We start from the raw sequence: 24,189 nt of genomic DNA, 5'->3' as shown, positions 1-24,189 counted from the left end.
CCTGCCACTTTCGCCCACCCGAACCTCGTCCTGCTCAGAAGGTGTGCCGCAGCGGGTAGCCCGAGAGCCCTTCGACGGTCTTGGTCGCGAGCACGTGGTGGAGCTGGATGTTGTTGCGCTCGAAGCCGATCCGGGAACCGGCCATGTAGATGCCCCAGACCTTCGCGGTGCCGAGGCCGACCTCGTTGACGCAGGCGTCCCAGTTGTCGCGGAGGTTGTCGTTCCACGCCGTGAGGGTCTTGGCGTAGTGGACCCGGATGTTCTCGTGGTGCTGCACCTCGAGGTCGGCGTTCTCGATCGCGGACACGATGGTGCCCGAGCCGATCAGCTCGCCGTCGGGGAAGACGTAGCGGTCGATGAACGCTCCCGCGTTCGCCTTCGAGACGTTGTCGGGACGCGTGATGCAGTGGTTGAGCAGCCGGCCCCCGTCACGCAGCTTGCTCTTGATGAAGCCGAAGTAGGCCGGGTAGTTGGCCACGCCGATGTGCTCGGTGAGCCCGATGGAGCTGACCGCGTCGAAGTCCCCCTCGACCACGTCGCGGTAGTCGGAGAAGCGCACCTCGGCGACGTCGTCGAGACGATCGGCCTTGATCGCCTTCTGGGCCCAGTTGGCCTGTTCGCGCGAGAGCGTGACACCGAGCGCCTTGACGCCGTAGTGCTTGGCCGCGTGGCGCACCATCCCGCCCCAGCCGCAGCCGATGTCGAGCAGCCGCATCCCGGGCTCGAGCCCGAGCTTGCGGCAGATCAGGTCGTACTTGGCCGCCTGCGCCTCCTCGAGCGTGGCGTCGTCGGTCGGGTAGAGCGCACACGTGTAGGTCATCGACGGGCCGAGGACGTACTCGTAGAAGGTGTTGGAGACGTCATAGTGGTGGTGGATCGCATCGGCGTCGCGCTCGGGCGAGTGCCGCGTCCACGGCAGCGCGCTGATCGCCCGGCCGGAGAGGTGGCGTACGTTCTCGGCCCGCTGCCGCCACGCCGGCAGGTGCTCCTGCGGCGGTGGCTTGGGCGGGACGAAGTTCTTCGCCCCGAGCGCGCGCACCATGTCGACCGTCTCCCGAGGGCTCGGCCGTTTGAAGTCGGTCTTGTCCAGGATCAGGTCCAGGAGCGGGTAGGGGTCGCCCGGATGGATGCCGTGCAGGGCCATGTCACCGCTGACGTAGGCACGTGCCAGGCCGAGGTCGCCCGGCGCGGTCAGCAGGTACGCGAGCCCACGCGGGTTGAGGATCTCCATCCCGAAGGGAGAGTCCTTGTCGCCGGCGACACTGCCGTCGTACGCGGTGAGCTTGATGGGCAGCCCACCGTCGAAGAGTTCGTTGATGGTCTCTGCAATGTGGTTCACAGTCTCTTCACCGCCTTGCTGTACAGATCGGTCAACCGGTTGGCGGGGTCATACCTCGCCTTCACGGCCGCGAGGTTGTCCCCGTCATAGAGAGCGTTGAAGACATCCTTGTCGTAGAACGCCTCGGAGTAGAGCGATTTATGCCCGCCGAGCTCGTGGACCTGATCCTCGATCGCACGGTTCTTGGGGGCGTTGACGGCGCCGGGGCCGACGTGGACCGTGCCCCAGAAACCGACGTTGACGTACGTCCGGCCCGCCTCGAGCGGGTAGGTCGGCCATTTCCCTCCTGTGCTCGTCCCGTGGGACACCAGCGGGCACAGCCACACAGGCCGCATCCCGATCTCGGCGTCGAACCACTCCAGGAACGCCGGAAGGTTCTCGACCGGGACCTCGATGTCCTGGATCACCCGTTCCCGCATGAGCCGTCCGGCACGCGCGTCGAGTTTGTCGGCGATGCCGAACCTCCGGTCCAGGCCGACCAGCTTCATGTAGACGTCCGAGCGCCGCAGTCGGCGCGGCCACACCCTGCGGAGGTACTTGTTCTGCGCGCCGAAGGCGCCCGAGCACCAGAACCAGTCGGTGTCCCAGCGCCACAGGTAGTCGTAGGTCGTCAGCACATCAGTGCCACGCTGCTGGATCGAGCGGTAGTAGATCTGCTGGCCGCCGTAGTCGCTGGGGTTCTGCGTTGCCTGGTCGGTCCAGGTCGCGAGGGTCAGGTAGTACTCCCCCGGCTCGAACGCGACACCGTCGAGCCCGTCGACCCGCTCCCCTTCGTACGTCCTGCTCTCGGTGATCTGCGCGATCGTCTTGGTGAGCAGGCCGAGGTCGTCGAAGCGTACGTGGCGCAGCGCGACGTAGCCCGGCACCTTCTCCAGCTTGATTTTGAGCCGGGTGGCGTAGCCGAGGGAGCCGTAGGAGTTGGGGAAGGTGTCGAAGAGGTCCTCCCCCGGTCGGGTCGTGACGATCTCGCCCGACCCGGTCAGGATGTCCATCTCCAGCACCGACTCGTGCGGCATCCCGTTGCGGAACGAGGTCGACTCGATGCCCATCCCGGTCACCGCACCACCGAGCGTGATCGTGCGCAGCTGCGGTACGACGTACGGGATCATCCCGTGCGCCAAGGTGGCGTCGACGAGGTCCTCGTAGGTGCACATCCCCTGTACGTCGGCAGTGCCCGCCGCGGCATCGACCTCGATCACGCCGCCCAGCCCGGAGACGTCGAGACCGGGGGCGTCGGTCGCCGCCCGGGCCCGGAAGAGGTTGGTGGTGCGTTTGGCCAGCCTGACGGGAGCGCCGTCAGGGATCCGCTTGTAGGAGGCCGTCAGCCGCTCGACGGCCTCGGTGTGTCGTTGCCAACCAGTCTCACCCGTCACTCCACGCACTTTACTCGCGCCCTGGGATCTCGGGTTTCGATTTTCACGTTCGTTCGCTTACAGTCACAAGCGCCGACTGCTCCCGTCGAGCGCCCCCATCTCGTGCACCCTGGAGGGTCCCCATGTCCAGTGCTGCCCATCGTGACGCTGTGTCAACGCTCGCCGAGAAGGCAACCCCCTACTTCACCGAGAACCAGGTCAAGTGGCGCAACAAGTCCGTGTCTCAGGCCCGGCTCGCGCTGGCGATCGATCAGATCGTCGTGCACATGCGTGAGAAGGGCGTCGACATGGCGACCATGAACGGTCTCACCGCCTACCGAGACGAGGACGGGATCCACGTCACGATCGAGCTGGGCACCCTTCCGCTCCTCGCCGAGTCCGGCGGGGCCGGCGGCGGTACCGGCGGCCACCGAGCCGCTCGCTGAGCAGCCCGCAGGAGATCAGCGGAGGTTGCCGCGCGGGTCGCCGACGAGGACCGGGACATCCTCGCCCGCGAACTCCTTGACGATCGAGAGGTCGTTCGCGGAGGCCTCCTCGGCCTCGCCGAGCACGACCACGGCCTCGAGTCCCTTGGAGCCGGAGGCCACCGCCATCGCCACGCAGACGCCGATCGCGGAGACCTGGAGCGAGGGCAGGTCCACGGTGGCAGCGGCGTAGGTGCGGCCGTCGAGGTCGCGTACGGCTGCTCCTTCGGCCGCCCCGGTGCGGGCACGCGTCGCCCGGGCCAGGGTCACCAGCTTGCGGTCCTCCGCGGAGAGCTCACTCTGCTCGGGCATGTGCCTCTTTCTTCCTGTCGGTCTTCTCGCTCTGCTCGTCCTCGCCGTCGGCCTCGGTCTCGGCCGGGACGACGACGCTGATGCGTACGGTACCGATCTTGTTCCGACGGCCGGCAGCCTCCTCGGCCACGAAGCGGAGCCCGTGGGCCTCGACCTCGGTCCCCGGGATCGGCACGAGGCCGAGATGCTTGGCCATCAGACCACGTACGGAGTCGACGTCGTCCTCCTCGACGGGGAGGCCGATGAGCTCTTCGATATCGCTGACCAGGAAGCGCGAGGGCACCCGCCAGGAGCCGTCGCCGAGGTGGAGGGGCTCACGGTCCTCGATGTCGTACTCGTCGGTGATCTCGCCGACGATCTCCTCGAGGATGTCCTCGATGGTGATCAGGCCGGCGGTGCCGCCGTACTCGTCGACGACGACCGCGATGTGCTGGCGGTGCTGCTGCATCTCGGCGAGCAGCTCGTCGACCGGCTTGGAGTCGGGGACCCAGGTCGGCTTGCGCATCAGCGACTCGACCCGCTGAGTGGTCTCGACCTCCGGCGCTTCGAAGTCCCGTGCGACGACGTCCTTGAGGTAGACCATCCCGATGATGTCGTCGAGGCTGTCGTCGATCACCGGCATCCGGGAGTAGCCCGAGCGCAGGAACAGCGACAGCGCCTGGCGCAGGGTCTTGCGGCGCTCCAGGAAGACGATGTCACCGCGGGGCACCATCACCTCGCGGGCACGGGTGTCGCCGAGCTCGAAGACCGAGTGGATCATCCGGCGCTCGTCGGCCTCGATCAGGTCGGAGGCCTCGGCGATGTCGACCAGCTCGCGCAGCTCGGTCTCCGTCGAGAACGGGCCCTTGCGGAAGCCCTTGCCGGGGGTGAGCGCGTTACCGAGCATGATCAGCAGGCTCGGGATCGGGCCGAGGATGGCGGTGATCGCACCGATCGGCCCGGCGACCGCGAGGGCGATGCCCTCGTGGTGCTGGCGCCCCAGCGTGCGGGGGCCGACACCGATGACCACGAAGGAGACCACGGTCATCGTCGCCGTCGTGGTGAGCACGGTCGGCCACCAGCGCCCCTGGTAGAGGTCGTACGCCCACAGCGCGACCAGCACGGTCGCACCGATCTCGCACAGCATCCTGAGCAGCAGCACCGTGTTGACGTAGCGGGCGGGGTCGCCGACCACCGCCACCAGGCGCTTGGCGCCGGCGCGGCCCTCGGAGACCAGCTCCGCGGCCCGGGCGCGGGAGAAGGCGCTGAGCGCCGCGTCGGCGGCTGAGAAGATGCCGGCGATCAGGACCAGAACTGCGGCTGCGATCAGCAGCCTCGCATCGTCCATGGGTGGTGGTGGTGCTCCTACTCGGGTGCGGTGGCCGAGGAGCCCCAGGCCTTGAGCAGCTTGGCCTGCAGCCCGAACATCTCGGCGTGCTCGTCGGGGTCCACGTGGTCGTAGCCGAGCAGGTGGAGGATGCCGTGGGTGGTCAGCAGCTCGATCTCCGCCACGGTGCCGTGGCCGGCTGCCTCTCCCTGCTTGGCCGCGATCGTCGGGGCGATGATGATATCGCCCAGGTCGCCCTCCTCCGGCTCCTCGTCGAGGCGGCCGGGGAGCAGCTCGTCACCCGGGAACGACAGCACGTCGGTCGGGCCCTCGGTGTCGAAGTAGCGCTCGTTGAGCTCGGTGATCGTGGCCTCGTCGCCGAACTTGACCCGGAGGTCGGCCTGCGGGTGCACGCGCAGCTGCTCGAGCAGGAAACGAGCGAGCTTGGCGACGTGCTCGACGTCGATCTCCTGCTCGGACTCGTTGATGATCTCCGTGCTCATCGAACCTCTCCGGAGGCCCGTCCCTGGCTCTGCACGTCGTGCGCCTCGTAGGCGGCGACGATCTTGGCGACCAGTCGGTGGCGTACGACGTCGTGGCTGGTCAGGTTGTTGAAGCTGATGTCCTTGACGTCGTCGAGGATGCCCTCCACGACCCGGAGCCCGGACTTCTGGCCGTTGGGGAGGTCGGTCTGGGTCACGTCGCCGGTGACCACGATCTTCGAGCCGAAGCCGAGCCGGGTCAGGAACATCTTCATCTGCTCGGGCGTGGTGTTCTGCGCCTCGTCGAGGATGATGAAGGAGTCGTTGAGGCTACGCCCACGGAGGAACGCGAGCGGGGCGACCTCGATGGTCCCGGACGCCATCAGCTTGGGGATCAGCTCCGGGTCCATCATGTCGTGCAGCGCGTCGTAGAGCGGGCGCAGGTAGGGGTCGATCTTCTCGGTCAGGGTGCCGGGCAGGAAACCGAGCTTCTCACCGGCCTCGACCGCCGGGCGGCTCAGGATGATCCGGGTGACCTGCTTGGTCTGCAGCGCCTGGACCGCCTTGGCGACCGCCAGGTAGGTCTTGCCGGTGCCGGCCGGGCCGATGCCGAAGGTGATCGTGTGCTTGTCGATCGCGTCGACGTAGCGCTTCTGGTTGAGCGTCTTGGGACGGATGCTCCGGCCGCGGTTGGACAGGATGTTGAGGCTCAGCACGTCGGCCGGCTTCTCGGTCGTGTCGGCCTGGAGCATGCCGATCACGCGCTCAACGGTCTCGCCGCTGACGCCCTGGCCGGTGCGGATGATCTGGACCAGCTCCTCCAGGACCCGCTCGATCATCGCGATCTCGCTGGGGGCGCCGTGGAGAGTGATCCGGTTGCCGCGCACGTGCACGTCTGCGTCGAAGTGGGCCTCGATGATCCCGAGGTGCTCATCGGCCGGACCGAGGACGGTCACCATGTCGACGCTGTTCGGAACGACCACGGTGTGCTTGGTCGTAGCGGAGACCCCCTGGGCGGAGGCGTCGGTCGGAAGCGGACTTGGGTGTCGATCGGTCATGGATGCCCGGAGCGGGCCCTTTCTCGTCATGAGGCTGGTGCGTCCATGGTACGCGGGTGTTCGGCCCCGCTCCTACTGGATAGTTCCGGCGTCAGCTCGCGAGCAGCGATTCGACGCGTACGGTCTCCTCGGCGAGCTCGTCGCGCTCGTCAGGGGTGAGGTCGCGGAGCAGCTTGACGACCTCGACCTTGCCGTCGACCGGCTTCCAGAGACCGATGAGGTGGCCGCCGGCGATGACGACCGCGCCGCCGCCACCGATGCCCCACTCCTTCCGGGTCCCCTTGGCGGTGATCCGCTCCCGGTTGGCGTGCGAGAGCCAGACGTTGTCGAACCGCCCCAGCAGTCGCACCGGGGCGTGCTCGTCGCCGGTGGCGAGCGGAGCGTCCGGGACGTCGTAGAGGGTCTTGCCTGCCTCGTCGCGGTAGGTCACCAGCCCTTCGATCCGCTTGACCACCGGGCCCAGCCGCGTCAGCGACGACCACGTGGTGATGTCGGCGGCGGTCGCCGGCCCGAAGGCGAGCAGGTAGCGGCGTACGATCTCCGGCGCCAGTGTCGGGACGACATCGTCCACCTCCACCGGGGGCACCCCCGTCCAGCGTGGGAGCAGGTCGTAGACGAGCCCGCCCGAGCCCTTCCACAGACCTCGCGGCGGCAGCTGTACCAGCGGCAGCTCGTTGCGCGCCCGCAGACCCAGCGCCTTGGCCGGAACGCCTGGGAAGTGCTCGACCAGACCGGCCTCGAGGGCGGCATTGGGCAGCGCCCCGAGAGCGAGTACGTCCTCGGCCGCCTCCACGAAGCCCTCCAGCTGCGCCGCCGGGCGGACGATCTCGACCCGCTGGGTGTAGAAGTCGTGGACCGGCTGGGTCCAGGCCCTGATCAAGGCCGCATCGGCGGCGGTGTGCATGTGGATCGTCGAGCGCAGCGAGGAGAGCCGGACCAGCGCGCTCGACTCGAGCTGTGCGCTGAGCGCGTAGGGGTCGAACGACTCCAGCCGGGCGGCCAGCGCGAAGAACGGCGGCGAGGTCTCCTGCGCCTGCAGGCCGACCAGATGCTCGATCATCTCGGCCGGGGGGAGCGAGGCCCGCGACAGCAGGTGCTGGCGGAGCAGGAGGGTCCGGTTGAGCTGCCGTTCGGTGACGATCACGGTAGCGATGATCTCCTACTCGACGGTGATCCGGGCGCCAACCTCCTCAGAAGGCTTCCCCTCGCCGTCGGAGGTGTCGTCGGTGCGAGCGATGAAGAGGTACGTCCCGGGCTCGAGCTCGGAGACGTCGACCGTGGTCTTCCACGGGTAGAGCTTGTCCATCCAGCCCTCGGCCGTCGCGTGGCCCTCCAGCACCGTCTCGCCGGTGGTGTCCCGGACCTCCCATGGCACGTTGGCCTCGGTCGAGTTCGCCTTTCCCGACGCCTCGAAGCTGTCCGAGACCGTCGCACCCTCGGCCGGCGCCGCCAGCGTGATCAGTCCGGAGGTTCGTGGCAGCGTCGACGGCTCCTCGGACGGCTCTGCCGACACCTTGGGATCCTCGGCGACGGCATCGTTGCTGCCGCACCCGGCAGCCAGCACGCCGCAGAGAGCAAGAGCGATCATGGCGCCGGCCGGACGCGTACGTGTGCTCCTCATGCCTCCATACTCACCCGGCATCCTCGAAGGACGAACCCACCACGCCGAGCAGTCGGCGGTCAGTCGGCCGGTCAGTCCCAGCGGCGGGTGCGGGCCAACAGGGCGGCGCTCGCCGCCACGCCTGCCGTGGAGGTGCGCAGGACCTCGCCGCCGAGACGGATGGTGGTGGCGCCGGCCTTCTCGAACAAGGAGATCTCCTCCTCCGTCAGGCCGCCCTCGGGGCCGACCACGACCAGGATGGTGCCCTCGTCGATGACGGGGACCGCGCCGAGCGGGAGGGTGCCCTCCTCGTGGAGCACGACGGCGACGTCGGCCGCCTCGATCTTGGACACGACGGCGTCGGTGGTGGCCAGCGGCTCGACCTCGGGGTGCCACAGCCGGCGCGACTGCTTGGCGGCCTCGCGGGCGGTGGCCCGCCAGCGGGCCAGGGACTTGACCGCGCGCTCGCCCTTCCAGACGGCGACCGAGCGGGTCGCCGCCCACGGGACGATGCTGGCGGCACCGATCTCGGTGAGCATCTCGACGGCGAGCTCGCCGCGGTCGCCCTTGGGCAGCGCCTGGACGACCGTCAGCGCGGGCTCGGGCGGCGCGTCGCCGAGGATGATCTCGTCGACACGTACGGTCATCGACTTCTTGGTGGTCTGCGTGATCGTGCCGGTGACGCCCTCGCCGGCACCGTCGGTCAGCACGACCTCCTCGCCGACCCGGAGGCGGCGTACGACGACCGCGTGGTGACCCTCGTCGCCGGTCACCTCGATGTCGTCGCCGACACGGGTGCCGACGAGCGACTCGACGAGGTGAACGGGGAGAGTCATCGAGGATCAGTGCCCGTTGAGGGTGTCCTTGAACCAGGAGAAGACGCCGCCCTTGTGGGCCGCCTTGAGCTGGCCCTGGACGGACTCCTCACCGCGCATCTCGGCGAGCTGGCGCAGCAGCGCCTCCTGCTCGAGGTCGAGCTTGGTGGGGGTCTCCACGTTGATGGTCACGATCAGGTCGCCGCGACCGCCGCGCAGACCGGGCACACCGCGGCCACGCAGGACGTGGTCGGTGCCGGACTGGGTGCCGGGCTTGAGGTCGATCTGGATCGAGGCGTCCTCGGGGTCGATCTGGTCGGCGCCCTCACCGACGAGGTCGGCCTCGAGCGTCGGCAGGTTGAGCGTGGTGCCGAGCGCGGCCGCGGTCATCGGCACCTTCGCGGTGCAGTGCAGGTCGTTGCCCCTGCGGGTGAAGGTGGCGTGCTTGGCGACGTGGATCTCGACGTAGAGGTCACCGGCGGGACCGCCGCCGGGGCCGATCTCGCCCTGCTCGGCGAGCTGCACCCGGGTGCCGTCGTCGACGCCCGGCGGGATCTTGACGGTCAGGGTGCGGTGGGAGCGCACCCGGCCCTCGCCGCTGCAGTCGCGGCACGGGTCGGGGATGACGGTGCCGAAGCCGTTGCAGGCCGAGCACGGGCGCAGCGTGCGGATCTCGCCCAGGAAGGAGCGCTGCACGACCGCGACCTCACCCTGGCCGTGGCAGGTCTCGCACGGGATCGGGTGGGAGCCTTCCGCTGCCCCCTCGCCACCACAGGTGTCACAGACGACGGCGGTGTCGACCTTGAGGTCGCGGGTGACGCCGAAGGCGGCCTCGGCCAGGTCGATGTCGAGACGGATGAGGGCGTCCTGCCCGCGGCGTACGCGCGGACGGGGGCCACGCCCCGCGCCTCCGGTGCCGGCACCGGCGCCGCCGAAGAAGGCGTCCATGATGTCGGTGAACGAGAAGCCCGCGCCCTGCGCACCGAAGCCGCCCGCGAACGGGTCGCCACCGCGGTCGTACGCAGCTCGCTTCTGCGGGTCGCTCAGCACCTCGTAGGCGTGGGAGATCTCCTTGAACTTCTCCTGCGACTCGGCGTCCGGGTTGACGTCAGGGTGGTACTGGCGCGCCAGCTTCCGGTACGCCTTCTTGATCGTTGCGTCGTCGGCGTCCTTGTCGACACCGAGGAGCTCATAGGGGTCCAACGTCGGTCTTCCTGCCATCGAAGTTCGCTGATCTTCCTTGAATCGAGTCTGCTGCTCAAGCCTCGTCGAGGATCCGGGAGAGGTAACGCGCCACCGCGCGCACCGCCGCCATGGATCCGGGGTAGTCCATCCGGGTGGGGCCGACCACGCCGAGCGTGGCCAGCGCCTCGTCGCCAGGCCCGTAGCCGGTCGCGACCACGCTGGTCTGGGAAAGCTCCTGGTAGGGGCCCTCGGCGCCGATCCGCACCGTGACCAGCCCGCCCGCGGTCGCCTCGCCCATCAGCTTGAGCAGGACGACGTGCTCCTCGAGGGCCTCCAGGAGCGGGCGTACGGCGGTGTCGAAGCTGTCGCCGAAGCGGGCCAGGTTGCTGGTGCCGCCGATGGAGATCCGCTCGTCGGAGCGGTGGTCGTTCATCGCCTCGATCAGGGCCTCGGCCACGGCGGAGGCAAGCGGGTCCTGCGGGGCGTCGGCGGGCGCGTCGGCCGGCTGGGCGATCGTACGCAGCGCCTCGCCGGCCTCGGCGATGACGGCGCCGGAGACCGCGGTGTTGATCTTCGTGCGCAGCGCGGCCAGGGTCTCCTCGGAGACCTCCTCGGTCACCTCGAGCAGTCGCTGCTCGACGCGGCCGGTGCTGAGGATGAGCACGAGGAGGAGCCTGGTCGGGGCCAGAGCGACCAGCTCGACGTGGCGGACCGTCGAGCGGCTCAGGGTCGGGTACTGCACCACCGCGACCTGGCGGGTCAGCTGCGAGAGCAGCCGGGTCGAGCGGGTGACGACGTCGTCGAGGTCGACCGCGCCGTCGAGGAAGCCGGCGATCGCCCGCTTCTCGGCCGCGGTCATCGGCTTGACCGTGGTCAGCCGGTCCACGAAGAGCCGGTAGCCCTTGTCAGTGGGCACCCGGCCGGCGCTGGTGTGGGGGGCGGTGATGTAGCCCTCCTCCTCCAGCGCGGCCATGTCGTTGCGCACCGTCGCCGGGGAGACGCCGAGGCCGTGACGCTCCACGAGCGCCTTGGAGCCGACCGGCTCCTCGGTCTTCACATAGTCCTCGACGATCGCCCTGAGGACGGAGAGCCTGCGTTCGTTCTGCATCTGCCCTCCTATCGCCCTGGCTGCTTGGCACTCATTCCGTGCGAGTGCCAATCCTACCGGTTCGTGTCACAGGCACCAGTTCTCGGTGGCCGCTCCGCTCTGTGGAACGGAACACTTCTCTCGCCATCGAGATAGCCTTAGGTTAGGCTGACCTTAGAGTCACCCGCTGCACTGCTTCCGCCCCACTGGAGAGTCCTATGATCGCCGACGATCTGCTGGTCCGCATCACGGCCCACGCCAACGACGAGCACCAGGCGGACCTGTGCCGCTCGCTCTCGGCACGGCTCGGGCTGCGGCCGCGTCACATCGTGGGCGTACGCCTCTCCCACCTCACCGCCGAGAGCGTCGACGTCTCCTGGATCACCGTCGACGGCGGCCACCACGTGACCTTCCGGTTCCCGGAGACCGCGGCCACGCCGGACGACGTTCTCGAGCAGCTCGGGCGCGTGCTCACCGGTTCTCGCTGCTGACTCCACTACCGTTCTCCGGATGAGCGATCGCTACGGCTCCGACGTACTGGCCGGCGACTGGCGCAAGCCCAAGAACGGGCGTGCCGTCGAGACTCCCGCAGAGCTGGGCGCGGTGGTGGAGGAGGTCGAGACCGACTTCGTCGGCGAGATCGTGCGGATCGACCGCGACCTGCACACGCTGACCCTGGAGGACCGGAAGGGCAAGCGGCGTACGTTTCCGCTCGGGCCGGGCTTCTGGCTCGAGGGCAAGCCGGTCATCCTCACTCCCCCGGTGACCCGCACGGCACCCGCGAAGCCCACCCGCACCGCGTCGGGCTCGGTGGCCGTGGACAACGTCAAGGCCCGGGTCGCGCGCGAGTCGCGGATCTTCGTCGAGGGGCGTCACGACGCCGAGCTGGTCGAGAAGATCTGGGGTGACGACCTGCGGATCGAGGGTGTCGTCGTCGAGTATCTGGGCGGTGTCGACGACCTCGCTGACCACCTGGTCTCGTTCAAGCCCGGACCGCAGCGGCGGGTCGGGGTCCTGGTGGACCACCTGGTGAAGGGCTCGAAGGAGGCCAGGATCGCGGAGTCGATCCGGCGCTCCGCGGTCGGCCAGCACGTGCTGATCGTCGGTCACCCGTTCATCGACGTGTGGCAGGCGGTCAAGCCGGCCCGGCTCGGGCTCGAGGCCTGGCCGAACGTGCCGCGGTCGATCGAGTGGAAGAAGGGCATCTGCCAGCACATGGGCTGGCCGCACCGGGATCAGGCCGACATCGCCCGGGCCTGGAAGCACATCCTGGGGCGGGTCAACTCGTTCGGTGACCTGGAGCCCGCCCTGCTCGGGCGGGTCGAGGAGCTGATCGACTTCGTGACCGAGCCCGTCTGAGGCTCCGTCAGTAGGACGACTTCTTCGGCATGATGATCCACAGCACGATGTAGACGATGAACTGCGGTCCGGGAAGCAGGCAGGAGATGACGAAGGCCAGCCGGATCAGGTTCGAGTTGATGCCGAAACGTTGACCGAGACCACCGCAGACGCCGGCGATCCATTTGTCGTTGCTGGGACGGGAAAGAGTTGTGGTTGCCATAGCTCCACTCTCCCCTGTCGGACCCTCTTTACCAATCAGGATCACCCCTGATCCTTCGATCAGGACCAAGGTCCCGAACTCAGGGATGCTCAGGGGAGCAGGTCTCGGACCACTGCGTCGGCGAGGAGTCTGCCGGTCTCGGTGAGGAAGATCGTGTCGTCGGCGACGGTGACCAGGCCGCGGCGTACCTGCTCCGGGAGAGCGGCACGGCCCTCGTCGTCGAGAGCGTCCCCCGGGAGGCCGTCGGCGAGTCTCAGCTCGAGCAGGACGCGCTCGACGCGGCGGTCCTCATCGGCCAGGATCTCGCGCGCGTGGGCGGGGCTCTGGTTGCTGGTGATCCGGTCCGCGTACGCCTTGGGGTGCTTGACGTTCCACCACCGGGTGCCGCCGACGTGGCTGTGGGCGCCGGGGCCGACTCCCCACCAGTCGCCACCCTGCCAGTAGAGCATGTTGTGGCGGCAGCGCTGGGTCTCGTCGGTGGCCCAGTTGGAGACCTCGTACCAGGTCAGGCCGTGGTTTCGGAGGGCCTTGTCAGCCAGCTCGTACTTGTCGGCGAGGTCGTCCTCGTCGGGCATCTCGATCTCGCCTCTTCTGACCTGTCGGGCCAGGGCGGTACCGTCCTCGACGATGAGCGAGTAGGCCGAGATGTGGTCGGGGTCGCTGGCCAGGGCGGCGTCGAGGCTGGTGCGCCAGTCTTCGATCGACTCACCGGGAGTGCCGTAGATGAGGTCGAGGGAGACCTGCTCGAAGCCGGCCTCGCGGGCCCATTCCACGACCAGCGGGACCCGCTCGGGGTCGTGGGTGCGGTCGAGGGTCTTCAGTACGTGCGGGACGGCCGACTGCATGCCGAAGCTGAGCCGGGTGAAGCCACCCTCGCGCAGGGTGCGCAGATAGTCGAGGTCGACCGAGTCGGGGTTGGCCTCGGTCGTCACCTCGACGTCGTCGGCGAGGCCGAACTCGTCCCTGATCGCTCCGAGCATGCCGGTCAGGTCGCTCGCCGGCAGGAGCGTCGGGGTGCCGCCGCCGAAGAAGACGGTGTCCACCAGCTTGTCGCTGTCGGCCAGCACGCGGCGGGCCAGCCTGATCTCCTCGATGGCCTGGTCGGCGTACGTCTGCCGGCTCACGCCGGGACCCAGCTCGATCGCGGTGTAGGTGTTGAAGTCGCAGTAGCCGCACCTGACCGTGCAGAACGGGACGTGGACGTAGAAGCCCAGCCCCTTCTCCCCCAGCGTGCTCAGCGATTCGGCCGGTAGCGACCCGTCGGTGGGGGCGGGGTCGCCGGGGGGCAGAGCGGAAGGCACCCCTCCATTATCGATCCACCTGTCGAAAAGGGTTAACCGTGACTGGGGCGGGGGTGGGAAAATTCCGGCGTGTCCGTCTCGCAGCCTGATCTTCTTCTCGACGATGTTCTCGACAACCCGGTCTGGCACTCGCTGACCGGTGCGCATGCCTCGCTCGCCGAGGGCTCGGGGCTCGCCCGTCGCTACCGCCCCGACGTCTCGCCCTTCGCCGCCGTCTCGGACCCGCGCGAGCCGCAGGCGTGGCGCGACCTGGCCGCGGCCGTCGGACCCGGTGGCACCGCGCTGATCACCGGCGCGGCCGGGGTCTGCGGGGACGGGTGGGAGATGGTCGGCGGCGGCGAAGGGGTCCAGCTCGTCGAGACGTCACGAGTCGCTGCCGCGCCCGATCGCGAGGCGGTCGTGCTCGGGGCCACCGACGTCCCCGAGATGCTCGACCTCGTCGCCCGCACCGAGCCCGGGCCGTTCGAGAAGGCGACCCACACGATGGGTACGTATCTCGGGCTGCGCCACGAAGGGCGCCTCGTCGCGATGGCCGGTCAGCGGATGCACCCGGGCGGCTGGATCGAGATCAGCGCCGTCTGCACCGCCCCCGAGGCACGCGGCCGCGGCCTCGCCGGCCGCCTCGTCCGCGCCGTCACCGCCGACATCCACGCCCGCGGCTCTCGTGCGCTGATGCACGCCTCCGTCGCCAACACCGGCGCCATCTCGGTCTACCTCGGTCTCGGCTTCGAGGAGCGGCGGCGTACGACCTTCGAGCTCTTCCGCGCGCCCGCCTGAGTCCCTGCCGAGACTGTAGTTCTGGCGGCCGAAACTGCAGTTGTGGGCGACGAATCTCTACTTTCGCCGCCCACTTCTGCAGATTCGCCCGCCAGTTCTGCGGACTCGGCTGTCAGTGGAAGTCGCGGGAGCGGTGGCGGGAGGCGATGGCCTTGGCCGCCTCGGGGTGGATCTCCTCGAGCGGGGCGAGGCGGTCGGCGACCAGGTTGGTGACTCCGTCGTTGCGCTCGAGGATGCCGCGGATGAGCATGACGGAGGTGGAGACGGCGATCTTGCGGTGCTTCCTCCACAGGCCGGCGGAGCAGACGACGTTGAGCATGCCGGTCTCGTCCTCCAGGTTGATGAAGGTGACGCCGCCCGCGGTTCCTGGGCGCTGGCGGTGGGTAACCAGACCGGCGACGGTGATGCGTCGGCCGGGCTCCGAGGTGGGGAGGTCGCTGATCTTCGGGAGCCCCGCCGCGGTCAGGCCGGCCCGGAGATGGGCGAAGGGATGGCTGCCTGGGGTCACGCCGGTCGCCCACAGGTCGGCGAGGGTCTCCTCGACCGGGTCGAGGCCGGGCAGCGCAGGGGTCTCGGCGGTGAACCGCACCCCTTCGAGCTGATCCTCGGTCTCGGTCCAGCCCGCCTGCCACAGCGCCTGCCGACGGCTCGATGTGAACACCTCCAAACATCCAGCGGTCGCCAGCGCCTCGAGCTGAGCGCGTTCCAGCCCGGCGCGACGGGAGAGGTCGAGGGAGTCCTTGAACGGTGCCTCCTCGCGAGCCTTCACGATCCGCTTCGCGACGTCCTTGCCGATGCCGCGTACGGAATCCAGGCCCAGCCGCACCGCGAAGTTGCCGTCACGCCGGTGCTCCGGGGTCGGGTCGGGGGTGCCGGGTACCCACGGGGTCTTCTCGCCGTCCAGTCGGCAGTCCTCCTTCCCGGTCGGCGACACGACGTCGACATCGAGCGGCTCCAGGTCTGCCGCGGCCTGGCTGAGGACGAGGTCGGGGCGGCGTACCTCCACTCCGTGGCGGCGGGCATCCTGGGTCAGCGACTGCGGTGAGTAGAAGCCCATCGGCTGGGCGCGGAGCAGGCCGGCCAGGAAGGCGGCCGGGTAGTGGAGCTTGAACCATGACGAGGCATAGACGAGCTTGGCGAAGCTCAGTGCATGGGACTCGGCGAAGCCGAAGTTCGCGAAGGAGAGGATCTGGGTGTAGACCGCCTCCGCCGTCTCCTCGGTCATGCCCTTGGCCCGCATGCCCTCGTAGAGCTGCTCCTTGAGCGAGTCGATCCGCTCGAGACCACGCTTCGAGCCCATCGCCCGGCGCAGCAGATCGGCGTCGTCATGGTTGAAGTCACCCAGGACGCGGCCCATCTCCATGAGCTGCTCCTGGAACAACGGCACCCCGAGGGTCCGCTCCAGCACCGGCTCCAGCAGCTCGTGGGCGTAGCTGACCTCCTCGCGCCCGGTGGCCCGGCGTACGTAGGGATGGACCGCTCCGCCCTGCACCGGCCCGGGCCGGATGAGCGCGATCTCGATGGCCAGGTCGTAGAAGCAGCGCGGCTGCAGGCGCGGCAGGGTGCCGATCTGCGCGCGCGACTCGACCTGGAAGACCCCGATCGAGTCGGCCCGGCAGAGCATGTCGTAGACCGCCGGCTCCTCCTTGGGGATGGTCGCCAGGGTCCAGCCCTCCCCCAGGTGCTCGAGTGCCAGGTGCATCATGTGGTCGAGCGCCGCCAGCATCCCGAGCCCGAGCAGGTCGAACTTCACCAGCCCCATGTATTCGGCGGCGTCCTTGTCCCACTGGATCACGGTGCGCTTCTCCATGCGGGCACGCTCGATGGGTACGACCTCGCCGATCGGCTCCTCGGTCAGCACCATGCCGCCGGAGTGGATGCCGAGATGGCGCGGGGCTCCGTGGATCTCCTCGGCCAGCGCGAGGACCGGAGCGGGGATACCGACATCGTCCGGCGCCTCGACACGGGAGTAACCGAGATGCTTGGACCAGGCGTCCTGCTGGCCGGGGCTGTGGCCGAGCGCCTTGGCCGCGTCCCTGACCGCCATCTTCGGCCGGTAGCCGACGATGTTCGCGACCTGCGCGGCGTTGCGCCGGCCGTAGGTGTCGTAGACCCACTGGATCACCGTCTCGCGCTTGTCGGAGTCGAAGTCGACGTCGATGTCCGGCTCCTCCTCCCGATGCTCGGAGATGAACCGCTCGAAGGGCAGCTTGTAGAAGACCGGGTCGATCGCGGTGATCCCGAGCGCGTAGCAGACCGCGGACGCGGCCGCCGACCCTCGCCCCTGACAGAGGATCTCCCTGGTCCGCGCGAACTCGACGATGTCGTGCACGATCACGAAGTAGCCCGGGAAGTCCTTGCGCTCGATGACGTCGAGCTCGTGCTCCACCCGCTTGCGGGCTTTCTCGACGAACTCCGGGTCGCCGGCGTACGCCTTCGCATAGCGCTCCGCGAAACCCTCCTCGGTCAGGTGGCGCAGCCGGCTCGCGGCGGTCTCGCCCTCGGGGATCCCGCGCTTGGGCAGCTTCGGGGTGGCCTTGCGCAGGTCGAAGGCGCACTCCTCGGCGATCTCGACGCTGCGCGCCACCGCGCCCGGGTAGCGCCGGAAGAGCTGGTCCATCTCCTCCCCCGTCCTGACGTACGCCACCGGGCCCGCCGGGAGCCAGCCGGCGATGTCGCTCAGGGTGCGGCGCGCGCGGACCGCCGCGAGCGCATCGGCCACCCGGTGCCGGTCGGGGGTGGCGTAGTGGACGTTGTTGGTGGCGACCGTGGGCAGGCCGGCCTCGCGAGCGATGCCGGCGAGCAGGTCGTTGTCGTAGGAGTCGGTCGGATGACCGCGGTCGGTCAGCTCGACGACGACGTTCTCGTGTCCGAAACGATCAGTGAGGTCGCGCAGCGCCCGGGCCGCGGCGATCGGGCCGGTGCCGGTGAGCGCTTGGCGTACGGTGCCCTTGCGGCACCCGGTCAGGATCAGCCAGTTGCCGGCGCGAGCCCGGTCGGCGAGCTCGTCGAGGTCGTAGGCCGGCCGCCCCTTCTCGTCGCCGCGCAGCTGCGCCTCGGTGATCGCGCCGGCCAGCTGCCGGTAGCCCTCGACGCCCCGGGCGAGCACGAGGAGGTGGCTGCCCTCGGGGTCGGCGATCCCGTTCTGCGGCTTGGTCAGGCCCAGGGACAGCTCGGCACCGTAGACGGTCAGCAGCCGTGCCGGCCCCGTCAGCTTCTGTGCCGCCTCCGCGAAGGCCGGTGCCCCGTAGAACCCGTCGTGGTCGGTGATCGCGATCCCGTGCAGCCCCTGCCGGATCGCCTCGCTGACCAGCGCCGACGGGGAGCTCGCTCCGTCGAGGAAGGAGAAGTCGGAGTGGGCATGGAGCTCGGCGTACGGCACCACCGGGCCCTCCGGCCCGTGCACCTCCTCATCGGGCAGCCGCTTCCTGCGCCGGGAGATCGGCGCGTCGCCGTAGGGGTCCTTCGGCGGACGACCCGACAGTCGCCGCTCCAGCTCCTTCCACGGGATCTCGGGGTTGTTCCAGCCCATCAGCCGAGCCCATCAGTCGTAGCTGGCTTCGGTGAGCCAGTGGTCGGTGTCGAAGGTGGCCAGCCAGGCGCGGCCGTCGACCCCGACGAGCTGGAAGCGGGCGACCCGTCGCCCGCCGCCCGGCTCCCACCACGCCTCGGTGACCGGCCACGGACCGGCCCAGGAGGCGACCCGCTGCCAGGGCTGGCCGGCCGAGGGGCGATAGCGGGCGGGGTCGGCGGAGACGCCTCCGCGCGGGAGCACCAGCACCTGCCGCCCGGCCTGGTCGCAGACCTCCGCCGGCCACGGTTCGGCCAGGACCCGGGCAGGCGCCGGCGGCGGGATCGAGCCCGGCCAGGGCAGCGCGCGGTCGCGGAGGGTGCTGGGGCGGTCGCCCCAGGGGACGTACGCCTGGCGGTCGCGTGGGGTCCGGCCACCCTGAAGCACCGGGGCGACGACGGCCTCGTGGCCGAGCAGGCCCTGCACCCGGGCGATGCCGCGATCGACGCGCTCGTTCGTACCGCCCCAGAGACCGTCGGCGTGGACCGCCTCGGAGACGGCGACCTCGGGGACGAAGCGGACCTCGATCACCGCCCCACCTGCGACGACCCCGGCCAGCTGCCAGTGCAGCCGGTCGATGAGATCGACGGAGGAGAACCACCGCGGGTGCGCCCAGGTGCGTACCGAGTCCGGGACGTCCTCCATGACGACCTCGATCCGCACCTCGGTGCAGACCCCCTGGCGCGTCGCGAGGCCCTTGACGAACCCCTCTGCCGCCTGCCGGGCCGAGAAGCAGACCGCCTCGGCGGAGTCGAGCGGCGGCTCGAAGGCCACCTCGGTGGTGAGCTCGGGCGGTGGCGTACGCCCCGTCACAGGCCGCGCTCCCTCGCCGTGGATCACCCGGCGGACCCAGGCGGCCTGCGCGCCGAAGCGCGCCTTGACGTCGGCGCCGGGCAGGTCGGCGAGGCCGCCGAGCGTGGTCAGACCGAGCCGCTGCAGCAGGCTGACCGCGTTCGCGTCCTCGAGCACGTGGACCGGCAGGGCGCGCAGGAACGCGGTGGAGCCTCCGTCTGCCGGGACGGCGTACGTCTCCTGCGGCCCGGCGCTCCGCGCGGCCTGCTCGGCGGTGAAGAGCTCATCGGCGATGCCGATCCGTACGTCCCAGATCCCGAGCTCGACCACGCACTCGGCGATCGCCGCGCCGGCCTCGGCCTCGCCGCCGTAGAAGCGTGCCGGCGAGCGCAGCGCGACCAGCCCGGGACGCAGCGGCATGACGCCGGGGCGCAGCTCCTCCAGGCGCACCAGCACCTCCTCGAAGACCCGCGCGTCACGGGCTTCGTCGGCGGCGAGCACCTGGATCTCCGGGCAGCGCGACTGGGCGTCGCGGCGCCGCATCCCGCGCTTGATCCCGAACTCCCGCGCCGCCTGGTTGTAGGCCTGGACCCGGTTCTGCGCGAAGACCGCGGCAGGCAGGTGCCGCGGCAGGCCGGCCTCGCTCAGCGCCGCGGCGACCGGCCAGTCGGCACACCAGACCACCAGCGTACGACTCATGCCGACTCCTGTTTCCGCAGGTCAGCAAGGCCAGCGACCGGTTCGAGGACGCGGCGCAGACCGCCGTCCTCGGCCGGGAACCAGAGTGCCGTACGGCGCGGCGGAGCCGTCCCGCGCACCGCCTCGACCACCATCCTGCGGGCCCGGAGATGGCCGTCGCCGTTGCCCAGCCCGACCCAGCGCGGCTCGGTCGCCCGGAGGCGTACGTCTGCTCTCGGCCACTCCCCCAGCGCGACCAGCGCGGCGCCGCGGGTGCGCAGCCGGGCACCGATCTTCTCGGCGACGCTCGGCGTCACCCGCCCCACCGGCCGGACCAGCACCAGCGTGGTCACGTCGACGAGCGCCGCGGTCGCCTCCAGCCAGGAGTCCTTCGGCCGTGGCACCAGGATGGTCCGCTCCAGGTCGACCCCGGCCTCGGCCGCCGCCTCGACGCCGAAGTCCTCCACCCCGACGACGGCGGTCCACTCCCCCGCCGCCGACGGCCCCGCGAGCAGCAGCATCGCCAGCGACAGCGAGTCGGCCGCGTACGTCCCTCCGGCCCGGAGCTGCACCACCCCACCGAGCGCCTCGTGCGTCGCCAGCTCCGCGCCCATGCCCGGCTTCTGCTCCAGCCGTCGCACCTTCGACCGGAGCTGCTCGATCTGAGCCAGCTTCTGGTGTCGCTCAATCCCCGCTACCACTCCCACTCAATGAGTATCGAACATTTGTTCGAACACATCAAGGTCGAGTCCTCACTTCTGGCGCGCCGAATCGGTAGTTGTGACGAACGAAACTGTCGACTCGTCACCCACAACTACCGACTCGGCCGCCACAACTACCGATTCGGCGGGTGGGGTCAGCCGCGGAGCGCGGAGGCGAGGTAGGTGAGGCGGGGATAGTCGGAGGTGGGGAGGGCGGTGACGGTGGTCGTCTTGGCCACCGCGATCTTCCAGTACGTGGTGCCGGCGACGACCAGGAAGTCGGCCTTCGACGAACCGTCGCCCGACAGCGGCGTCGTGATCAGCTCGGGCACGCCGAAGGCCCGGAGGGCGGCGATGACCGGGGAGCTCTCCTCGAGTGCGGCGCGGGCGGCGGCGACGAGGCCGCCGTGGGCGTCGGGGACGGCGTTGACGCGCAGGGTCTGGATGCGCGGCTCGGCCTCCGGGGAGAGCATGACCTCGATGTCGTAGCGGCCCTTCTCGGCCGGCACCACGGCCAGCGCGACGCCCATCGCACGGGAGAAGTAGCCGTAGGGCGCGCCGCCCAGCGGCAGCCCGACCTTCGCGCGCGCCTGGGTGATCTGGACGCGCCGCCCGGCGTCGGGGGCGTCGAGCTCGACGTTGTCGGCAAAGAGCGACGGCAGCGCGAACACCTCAGCACCCGCGGGATCGAAGGTACGCAGCCGCTCGACCGCGGCCTCCAGCGCCGAGTCGAGCCGCGGCCGCAGACCCTTGACCACCGTCGAGAACCGGTGCGAGCCACCACCGGCGAGCTCGTCGGACACCAGCGAGCGCAGCGCGGTCATCGCGGTCGGGTAGCCCCCGGCGTACGTGCTGTTGGACAGCGTGATCACACCCAGTCCGGTCTCGGGGTGCCACACCATCCGGGAGCCGTAGCCGGGGTAGCCGCCGGAGTGGTGGACGAACTGCCCGAGCCTGCTGTCGTGGTCGACCATCAGGCCGTAGCCGTAGCCGGCGGCGACGGCACCGATCCCGGCCTCGGGGCCGTCGAAGCCGAGCGAGGCCGACACCGATCCGAACCGGTGCAGCTGCTGCATCTCCCGCCGCGACGCCTTCGACAGCGGATGCCCGTCGGCGGCAGAGGAGAAGGCGCCGAGGAAGCCGCCGACCCAGCGCGCCAGATCGGCGACCGAGGAGTGCAGACCACCCATCGCCGCGAACGACCCGGACGGCACCGGCGCCGTCGCGGCCCACGTCGGCGGGCCCTCGAGCCGGTCGCCGGCCCAGGCCGGGTGCAGCGGCGGCACATGACCCGGCACCCGGTTCGGCACCGCATCGGGCGAGTAGGCCGAGGAGGTCATCCCCAGCGGCGCCAGCAGCTCGTGCTCGACGAAGTCCCGGTTCGCACCCTCGGGCGCGTCACCACCGACGACGTTCTCGATCGCGCGCCCGAGCAGCGCATAGCCGAGGTTGGAGTACTCGAACCCGACCCCCGGCTCCCGTCCGGTCGAGAAGCCTCCGTCGAGGAACGTGCCGAAGTCGTCGTAGGACAGCGACTCCTGCCGGTCGCCCCACGGGTCGTCGGTCGGCAACCCGGCCGACATCGACAGCAGCAGCCGCAGCGTCACCGCCGGGGAGTCGGCGGAGTAGGGCGCCTGGTCGACGAGCTCGGGCACGTACTGCGCGATCGCCTCGTCCAGGTCGACCAGCCCGCGGTCGCGCAGCAACAGCACCGCCGCCGCCGTGAACGACTTCGACATCGACGCGATCCGGAAGACGCTCTCGGCCGTCGGCGCCGGACCACCCTCGGTCGTCGCCCCGAACGCGCCGGAGTGGAGCAGCTCGGAGCCGCGTACGACCCCATAGGCCAGGCCCGGAGTCAGGTTCTCCTCGAAGCGCTGCTGGAAGAGCTCGTCGACGACGGAGGTGTTCAGGCTCATGCCGCCACCTCCGTAGAGGAGAGGCAAGAATACGGAAATGGCGGCCTGAGACCGATTGTCGTTCGCTGGCGCTCACTCATACAGGCGTTCCTTCGGTGGCAGGTTGCTCGACGCGTTGCAGCCTAACCACCGAGGGCACCGAGAGTGCGGCAAGGCAGACCGCGGCGTAGAGCACGCCGCTGGCCAGGAAGACCGGCCGCTCCCCGAACCAGCCCGCCAGCGGCCCGTAGAGCAGCTGCCCGACCGGCATCGCGAGGAACGAGCCGAGGGCGTCGTAGGAGTAGGCGCGGGAGAGCATCTCGCCCGGGACGTTCTCCTGCATCGCCAGGCTCCAGCCGAGGCTGAAGATCTCGATCCCGGCGCCGGCGACGGCCATCGCCACGATGAGCGGCACCGTCTCGGGCCACAGCGCGAGCGCGAAGAAGGGCAGCGAGAACGCCATGATTCCGAACATCCCCGCCCGCAGCGGCCGCCGGATCGTGGCCCGCATCAGCAGGATCGTCATGATGAGCATCCCGGCCGCGAGCGCGGAGTTGGCCAGGCCCCAGCCCTCGACGCCGAGCGAGGAGGACTTCGCGTACGCAGGACCCAGCACGTGCAGCCCGCCGGACTGGATCGCGTTGAGGATCATGAAGGCGACCACCACGACCCACAGCCAGGTGGTGCTCCGGAAGTACGTCCACCCCGCCCGCAGATCCTCGATGGCCGAGGTCTTCTCCGCGTCCGCCGGGCGCGGCGGGATCCGCACCGGGAGCAGGAAGAGCGCCGCGAGCAGCCAGGTCAGCGCATCGACCGCCAGCGCCCAGCCGGCACCGACGCCGACCACGAGAGCGGCAGCGACGGACGGGCCCAGGACCGTCAGCGTGCCGCGTGACATCGAGAGCAGCAGGTTGGCCGGCTGCAGGTCCTTCTTGGCCACCAGCTGCGGCACCATCCCCTGCATCGCCGGGAACGCCATCGCCATCGTGGTGCCGTTCAGCGCCTGCAGGACGACCAGATGCCAGATCTCGGCATGCCCGGTGATGACCAGCGCCGCCGCGGCCGCCTGGGTCAAGGCCGAGGCCACGTTGCTCAGCTGCAGCACCAGGCGACGCGGGAACCGGTCGGCGATCACCCCTCCGACCAGCAGGAACACGACCATCGGGATGGTGTGCGCGGCGACCACATAGCCCAGCGCGGAGGCCGAGTCGGTCACCTCGAGCACCGCGAACGCGAGCGCCACGTGCGACATCGACGACCCGGCGAGATTCACGAACCGCGAGGCGAAGAACCACCCGAAGTCGCGCTCCTTGAGGACTAAGAGGCTGTCCCGGACGCTCACTGAGCGTCACCCATCACGAACGCGGATGCGGTCAGGTTCACATGGATCGTGCCCTCCGTACGCGGCGGGCGAGCGTTGTCGTGGAGCAGACCGCTCGCCTCCCGGACGAGGTCGTGGACCCGCTGCCAGACATCGGGGTCGACCCACATCTCCGCGTCCGAGATGATGGCCGGCCCGTCGGCGCGCAAGCGGCGGCGGCGTACGAGCTCCTCGGCGATCGCACGGGTGTGGACCTCGTCGTCCTCCCTGGACGGCGGCCCCTGCGGGGCGTCGCGGCGCCAGGCGTACCGGTATCGCTTCGCGACCCCACCTCGGATCCGCTCCTCGCCCGCGACCTCGAGCAGCCCGGCGCTCTCGAGCAGCCGGAGGTGGTAGGAGGCGTTGGCATGCGTCAGGTCGAGCTCGCGCGCCACCTCCGCCGCCGACAGCTCCGCACCCGTCAGCAGTGACAGCATCCGGAGGCGCAGCGGGTGCCCGGCCGCCCGCAGCCGCGAGATCTCCTCGTCCACCGAACCTCCCAAGAGTTGTTTGGGAGTGAGTCTGGTGA

23 protein-coding genes are annotated in these 24,189 nt (G+C 70.0%); 4 read left to right on the top strand and 19 right to left on the bottom strand.

Features of this window, described 5'->3' with window-relative positions; all coding sequences use genetic code 11:
* Window positions 1-34 precede the first annotated feature (34 nt).
* On the bottom strand, window positions 35-1,339 hold the full coding sequence (locus tag ABTX24_RS13035) for a class I SAM-dependent methyltransferase (RefSeq protein WP_350840112.1): 1,305 nt from the start codon (window positions 1,337-1,339) through the stop codon (window positions 35-37).
* The gene (locus tag ABTX24_RS13030) at window positions 1,336-2,712 is read right to left on the bottom strand and encodes an FAD-binding oxidoreductase (RefSeq protein ID WP_350840110.1); all 1,377 of its coding nucleotides are present in this window, start codon (window positions 2,710-2,712) and stop codon (window positions 1,336-1,338) included. Before ABTX24_RS13030 ends, ABTX24_RS13035 begins: the two co-directional genes overlap by 4 nt.
* Before the next feature lie 149 nt (window positions 2,713-2,861).
* On the opposite strand from ABTX24_RS13030, the gene ABTX24_RS13025 reads away from it, so the two are divergent.
* On the top strand, window positions 2,862-3,137 hold the full coding sequence (locus ABTX24_RS13025; RefSeq protein WP_350664563.1) for a hypothetical protein: 276 nt from the start codon (window positions 2,862-2,864) through the stop codon (window positions 3,135-3,137).
* Between the two features lie 15 nt (window positions 3,138-3,152).
* On the opposite strand, the gene ABTX24_RS13020 is transcribed toward ABTX24_RS13025, so the two are convergent.
* The 9 genes from ABTX24_RS13020 to hrcA form a co-directional block, all read right to left on the bottom strand.
* A complete protein-coding gene (locus ABTX24_RS13020; protein ID WP_160028248.1) occupies window positions 3,153-3,488 on the bottom strand; it encodes a cytidine deaminase-like protein in 336 nt (111 codons plus the stop codon).
* On the bottom strand, window positions 3,472-4,815 hold the full coding sequence (locus ABTX24_RS13015) for a hemolysin family protein (RefSeq protein ID WP_160028246.1): 1,344 nt from the start codon (window positions 4,813-4,815) through the stop codon (window positions 3,472-3,474). Before ABTX24_RS13015 ends, ABTX24_RS13020 begins: the two co-directional genes overlap by 17 nt.
* Window positions 4,816-4,832: 17 nt before the next feature.
* Window positions 4,833-5,297, bottom strand: coding sequence for an rRNA maturation RNase YbeY (gene ybeY, locus ABTX24_RS13010; protein WP_350840107.1), 465 nt, complete (start codon window positions 5,295-5,297; stop codon window positions 4,833-4,835).
* The gene (locus tag ABTX24_RS13005; RefSeq protein WP_160028237.1) at window positions 5,294-6,334 is read right to left on the bottom strand and encodes a PhoH family protein; all 1,041 of its coding nucleotides are present in this window, start codon (window positions 6,332-6,334) and stop codon (window positions 5,294-5,296) included. Before ABTX24_RS13005 ends, ybeY begins: the two co-directional genes overlap by 4 nt.
* A 91-nt stretch (window positions 6,335-6,425) precedes the next feature.
* A complete protein-coding gene (locus ABTX24_RS13000) occupies window positions 6,426-7,478 on the bottom strand; it encodes a winged helix DNA-binding domain-containing protein (protein ID WP_350840105.1) in 1,053 nt (350 codons plus the stop codon).
* 15 nt (window positions 7,479-7,493) lie between these two features.
* Complete coding sequence (locus ABTX24_RS12995) at window positions 7,494-7,955, bottom strand: Gmad2 immunoglobulin-like domain-containing protein (RefSeq protein ID WP_350840103.1); 462 nt, start codon at window positions 7,953-7,955, stop codon at window positions 7,494-7,496.
* Window positions 7,956-8,026: 71 nt separating this feature from the next.
* Window positions 8,027-8,770: a 16S rRNA (uracil(1498)-N(3))-methyltransferase gene (locus ABTX24_RS12990; RefSeq protein WP_350840101.1), complete on the bottom strand. Its 744-nt coding sequence runs from the start codon at window positions 8,768-8,770 to the stop codon at window positions 8,027-8,029.
* A gap of 6 nt (window positions 8,771-8,776) precedes the next feature.
* Window positions 8,777-9,970: a molecular chaperone DnaJ gene (gene dnaJ, locus ABTX24_RS12985; protein ID WP_350840099.1), complete on the bottom strand. Its 1,194-nt coding sequence runs from the start codon at window positions 9,968-9,970 to the stop codon at window positions 8,777-8,779.
* A 37-nt stretch (window positions 9,971-10,007) separates the two neighbouring features.
* The gene (hrcA, locus tag ABTX24_RS12980) at window positions 10,008-11,042 is read right to left on the bottom strand and encodes a heat-inducible transcriptional repressor HrcA (RefSeq protein ID WP_160028227.1); all 1,035 of its coding nucleotides are present in this window, start codon (window positions 11,040-11,042) and stop codon (window positions 10,008-10,010) included.
* Between the two features lie 197 nt (window positions 11,043-11,239).
* Here hrcA and ABTX24_RS12975 point away from each other — a divergent pair, with 197 nt between their 5' ends.
* Entirely contained in the window at window positions 11,240-11,512 is a 273-nt protein-coding gene (locus ABTX24_RS12975; RefSeq protein WP_350840097.1) for a hypothetical protein, read from the top strand.
* A gap of 19 nt (window positions 11,513-11,531) precedes the next feature.
* A complete protein-coding gene (locus ABTX24_RS12970) occupies window positions 11,532-12,380 on the top strand; it encodes a DUF3097 domain-containing protein (protein WP_160028223.1) in 849 nt (282 codons plus the stop codon).
* Between the two features lie 7 nt (window positions 12,381-12,387).
* Here the strand turns inward: ABTX24_RS12970 and ABTX24_RS12965 are convergent, their stop codons facing one another.
* Both ABTX24_RS12965 and hemW read right to left on the bottom strand, forming a co-directional pair.
* Window positions 12,388-12,582, bottom strand: a complete 195-nt coding sequence (locus ABTX24_RS12965; protein ID WP_160028221.1) for a PspC domain-containing protein — start codon at window positions 12,580-12,582, stop codon at window positions 12,388-12,390.
* An 89-nt stretch (window positions 12,583-12,671) separates the two neighbouring features.
* The gene (hemW, locus tag ABTX24_RS12960; RefSeq protein ID WP_350840095.1) at window positions 12,672-13,883 is read right to left on the bottom strand and encodes a radical SAM family heme chaperone HemW; all 1,212 of its coding nucleotides are present in this window, start codon (window positions 13,881-13,883) and stop codon (window positions 12,672-12,674) included.
* A 69-nt stretch (window positions 13,884-13,952) separates the two neighbouring features.
* Between hemW and ABTX24_RS12955 the strand changes: the two genes are divergently transcribed.
* Window positions 13,953-14,660, top strand: a complete 708-nt coding sequence (locus tag ABTX24_RS12955; RefSeq protein ID WP_350840094.1) for a GNAT family N-acetyltransferase — start codon at window positions 13,953-13,955, stop codon at window positions 14,658-14,660.
* A gap of 112 nt (window positions 14,661-14,772) precedes the next feature.
* Here ABTX24_RS12955 and ABTX24_RS12950 read toward each other — a convergent pair whose 3' ends face one another.
* From ABTX24_RS12950 to ABTX24_RS12925, 6 genes are all read right to left on the bottom strand, one after another.
* A complete protein-coding gene (locus ABTX24_RS12950; protein ID WP_350840092.1) occupies window positions 14,773-18,192 on the bottom strand; it encodes an error-prone DNA polymerase in 3,420 nt (1,139 codons plus the stop codon).
* A 12-nt stretch (window positions 18,193-18,204) separates the two neighbouring features.
* On the bottom strand, window positions 18,205-19,722 hold the full coding sequence (locus ABTX24_RS12945) for a Y-family DNA polymerase (RefSeq protein WP_350840091.1): 1,518 nt from the start codon (window positions 19,720-19,722) through the stop codon (window positions 18,205-18,207).
* Window positions 19,719-20,408 carry a DnaE2-dependent mutagenesis accessory factor ImuA' gene (imuA', locus tag ABTX24_RS12940; RefSeq protein ID WP_350840089.1) on the bottom strand — a complete coding sequence of 230 codons (690 nt, stop codon included), beginning with the start codon at window positions 20,406-20,408 and terminating at the stop codon, window positions 19,719-19,721. Before imuA' ends, ABTX24_RS12945 begins: the two co-directional genes overlap by 4 nt.
* A gap of 149 nt (window positions 20,409-20,557) precedes the next feature.
* A complete protein-coding gene (locus tag ABTX24_RS12935) occupies window positions 20,558-22,321 on the bottom strand; it encodes a serine hydrolase domain-containing protein (RefSeq protein WP_350840088.1) in 1,764 nt (587 codons plus the stop codon).
* Window positions 22,322-22,397: 76 nt separating this feature from the next.
* Window positions 22,398-23,642, bottom strand: coding sequence for an MFS transporter (locus ABTX24_RS12930; protein ID WP_350840086.1), 1,245 nt, complete (start codon window positions 23,640-23,642; stop codon window positions 22,398-22,400).
* Window positions 23,639-24,151, bottom strand: a complete 513-nt coding sequence (locus tag ABTX24_RS12925) for an ArsR/SmtB family transcription factor (RefSeq protein ID WP_350840084.1) — start codon at window positions 24,149-24,151, stop codon at window positions 23,639-23,641. The genes ABTX24_RS12930 and ABTX24_RS12925 overlap by 4 nt, the downstream gene beginning before the upstream one ends.
* Window positions 24,152-24,189: the final 38 nt, after the last annotated feature.

This window comes from Nocardioides sp. NPDC127514, from assembly GCF_040302125.1.
Lineage (GTDB): Bacteria > Actinomycetota > Actinomycetes > Propionibacteriales > Nocardioidaceae > Nocardioides.
This window is presented reverse-complemented; position numbering and strand designations above follow the sequence as displayed.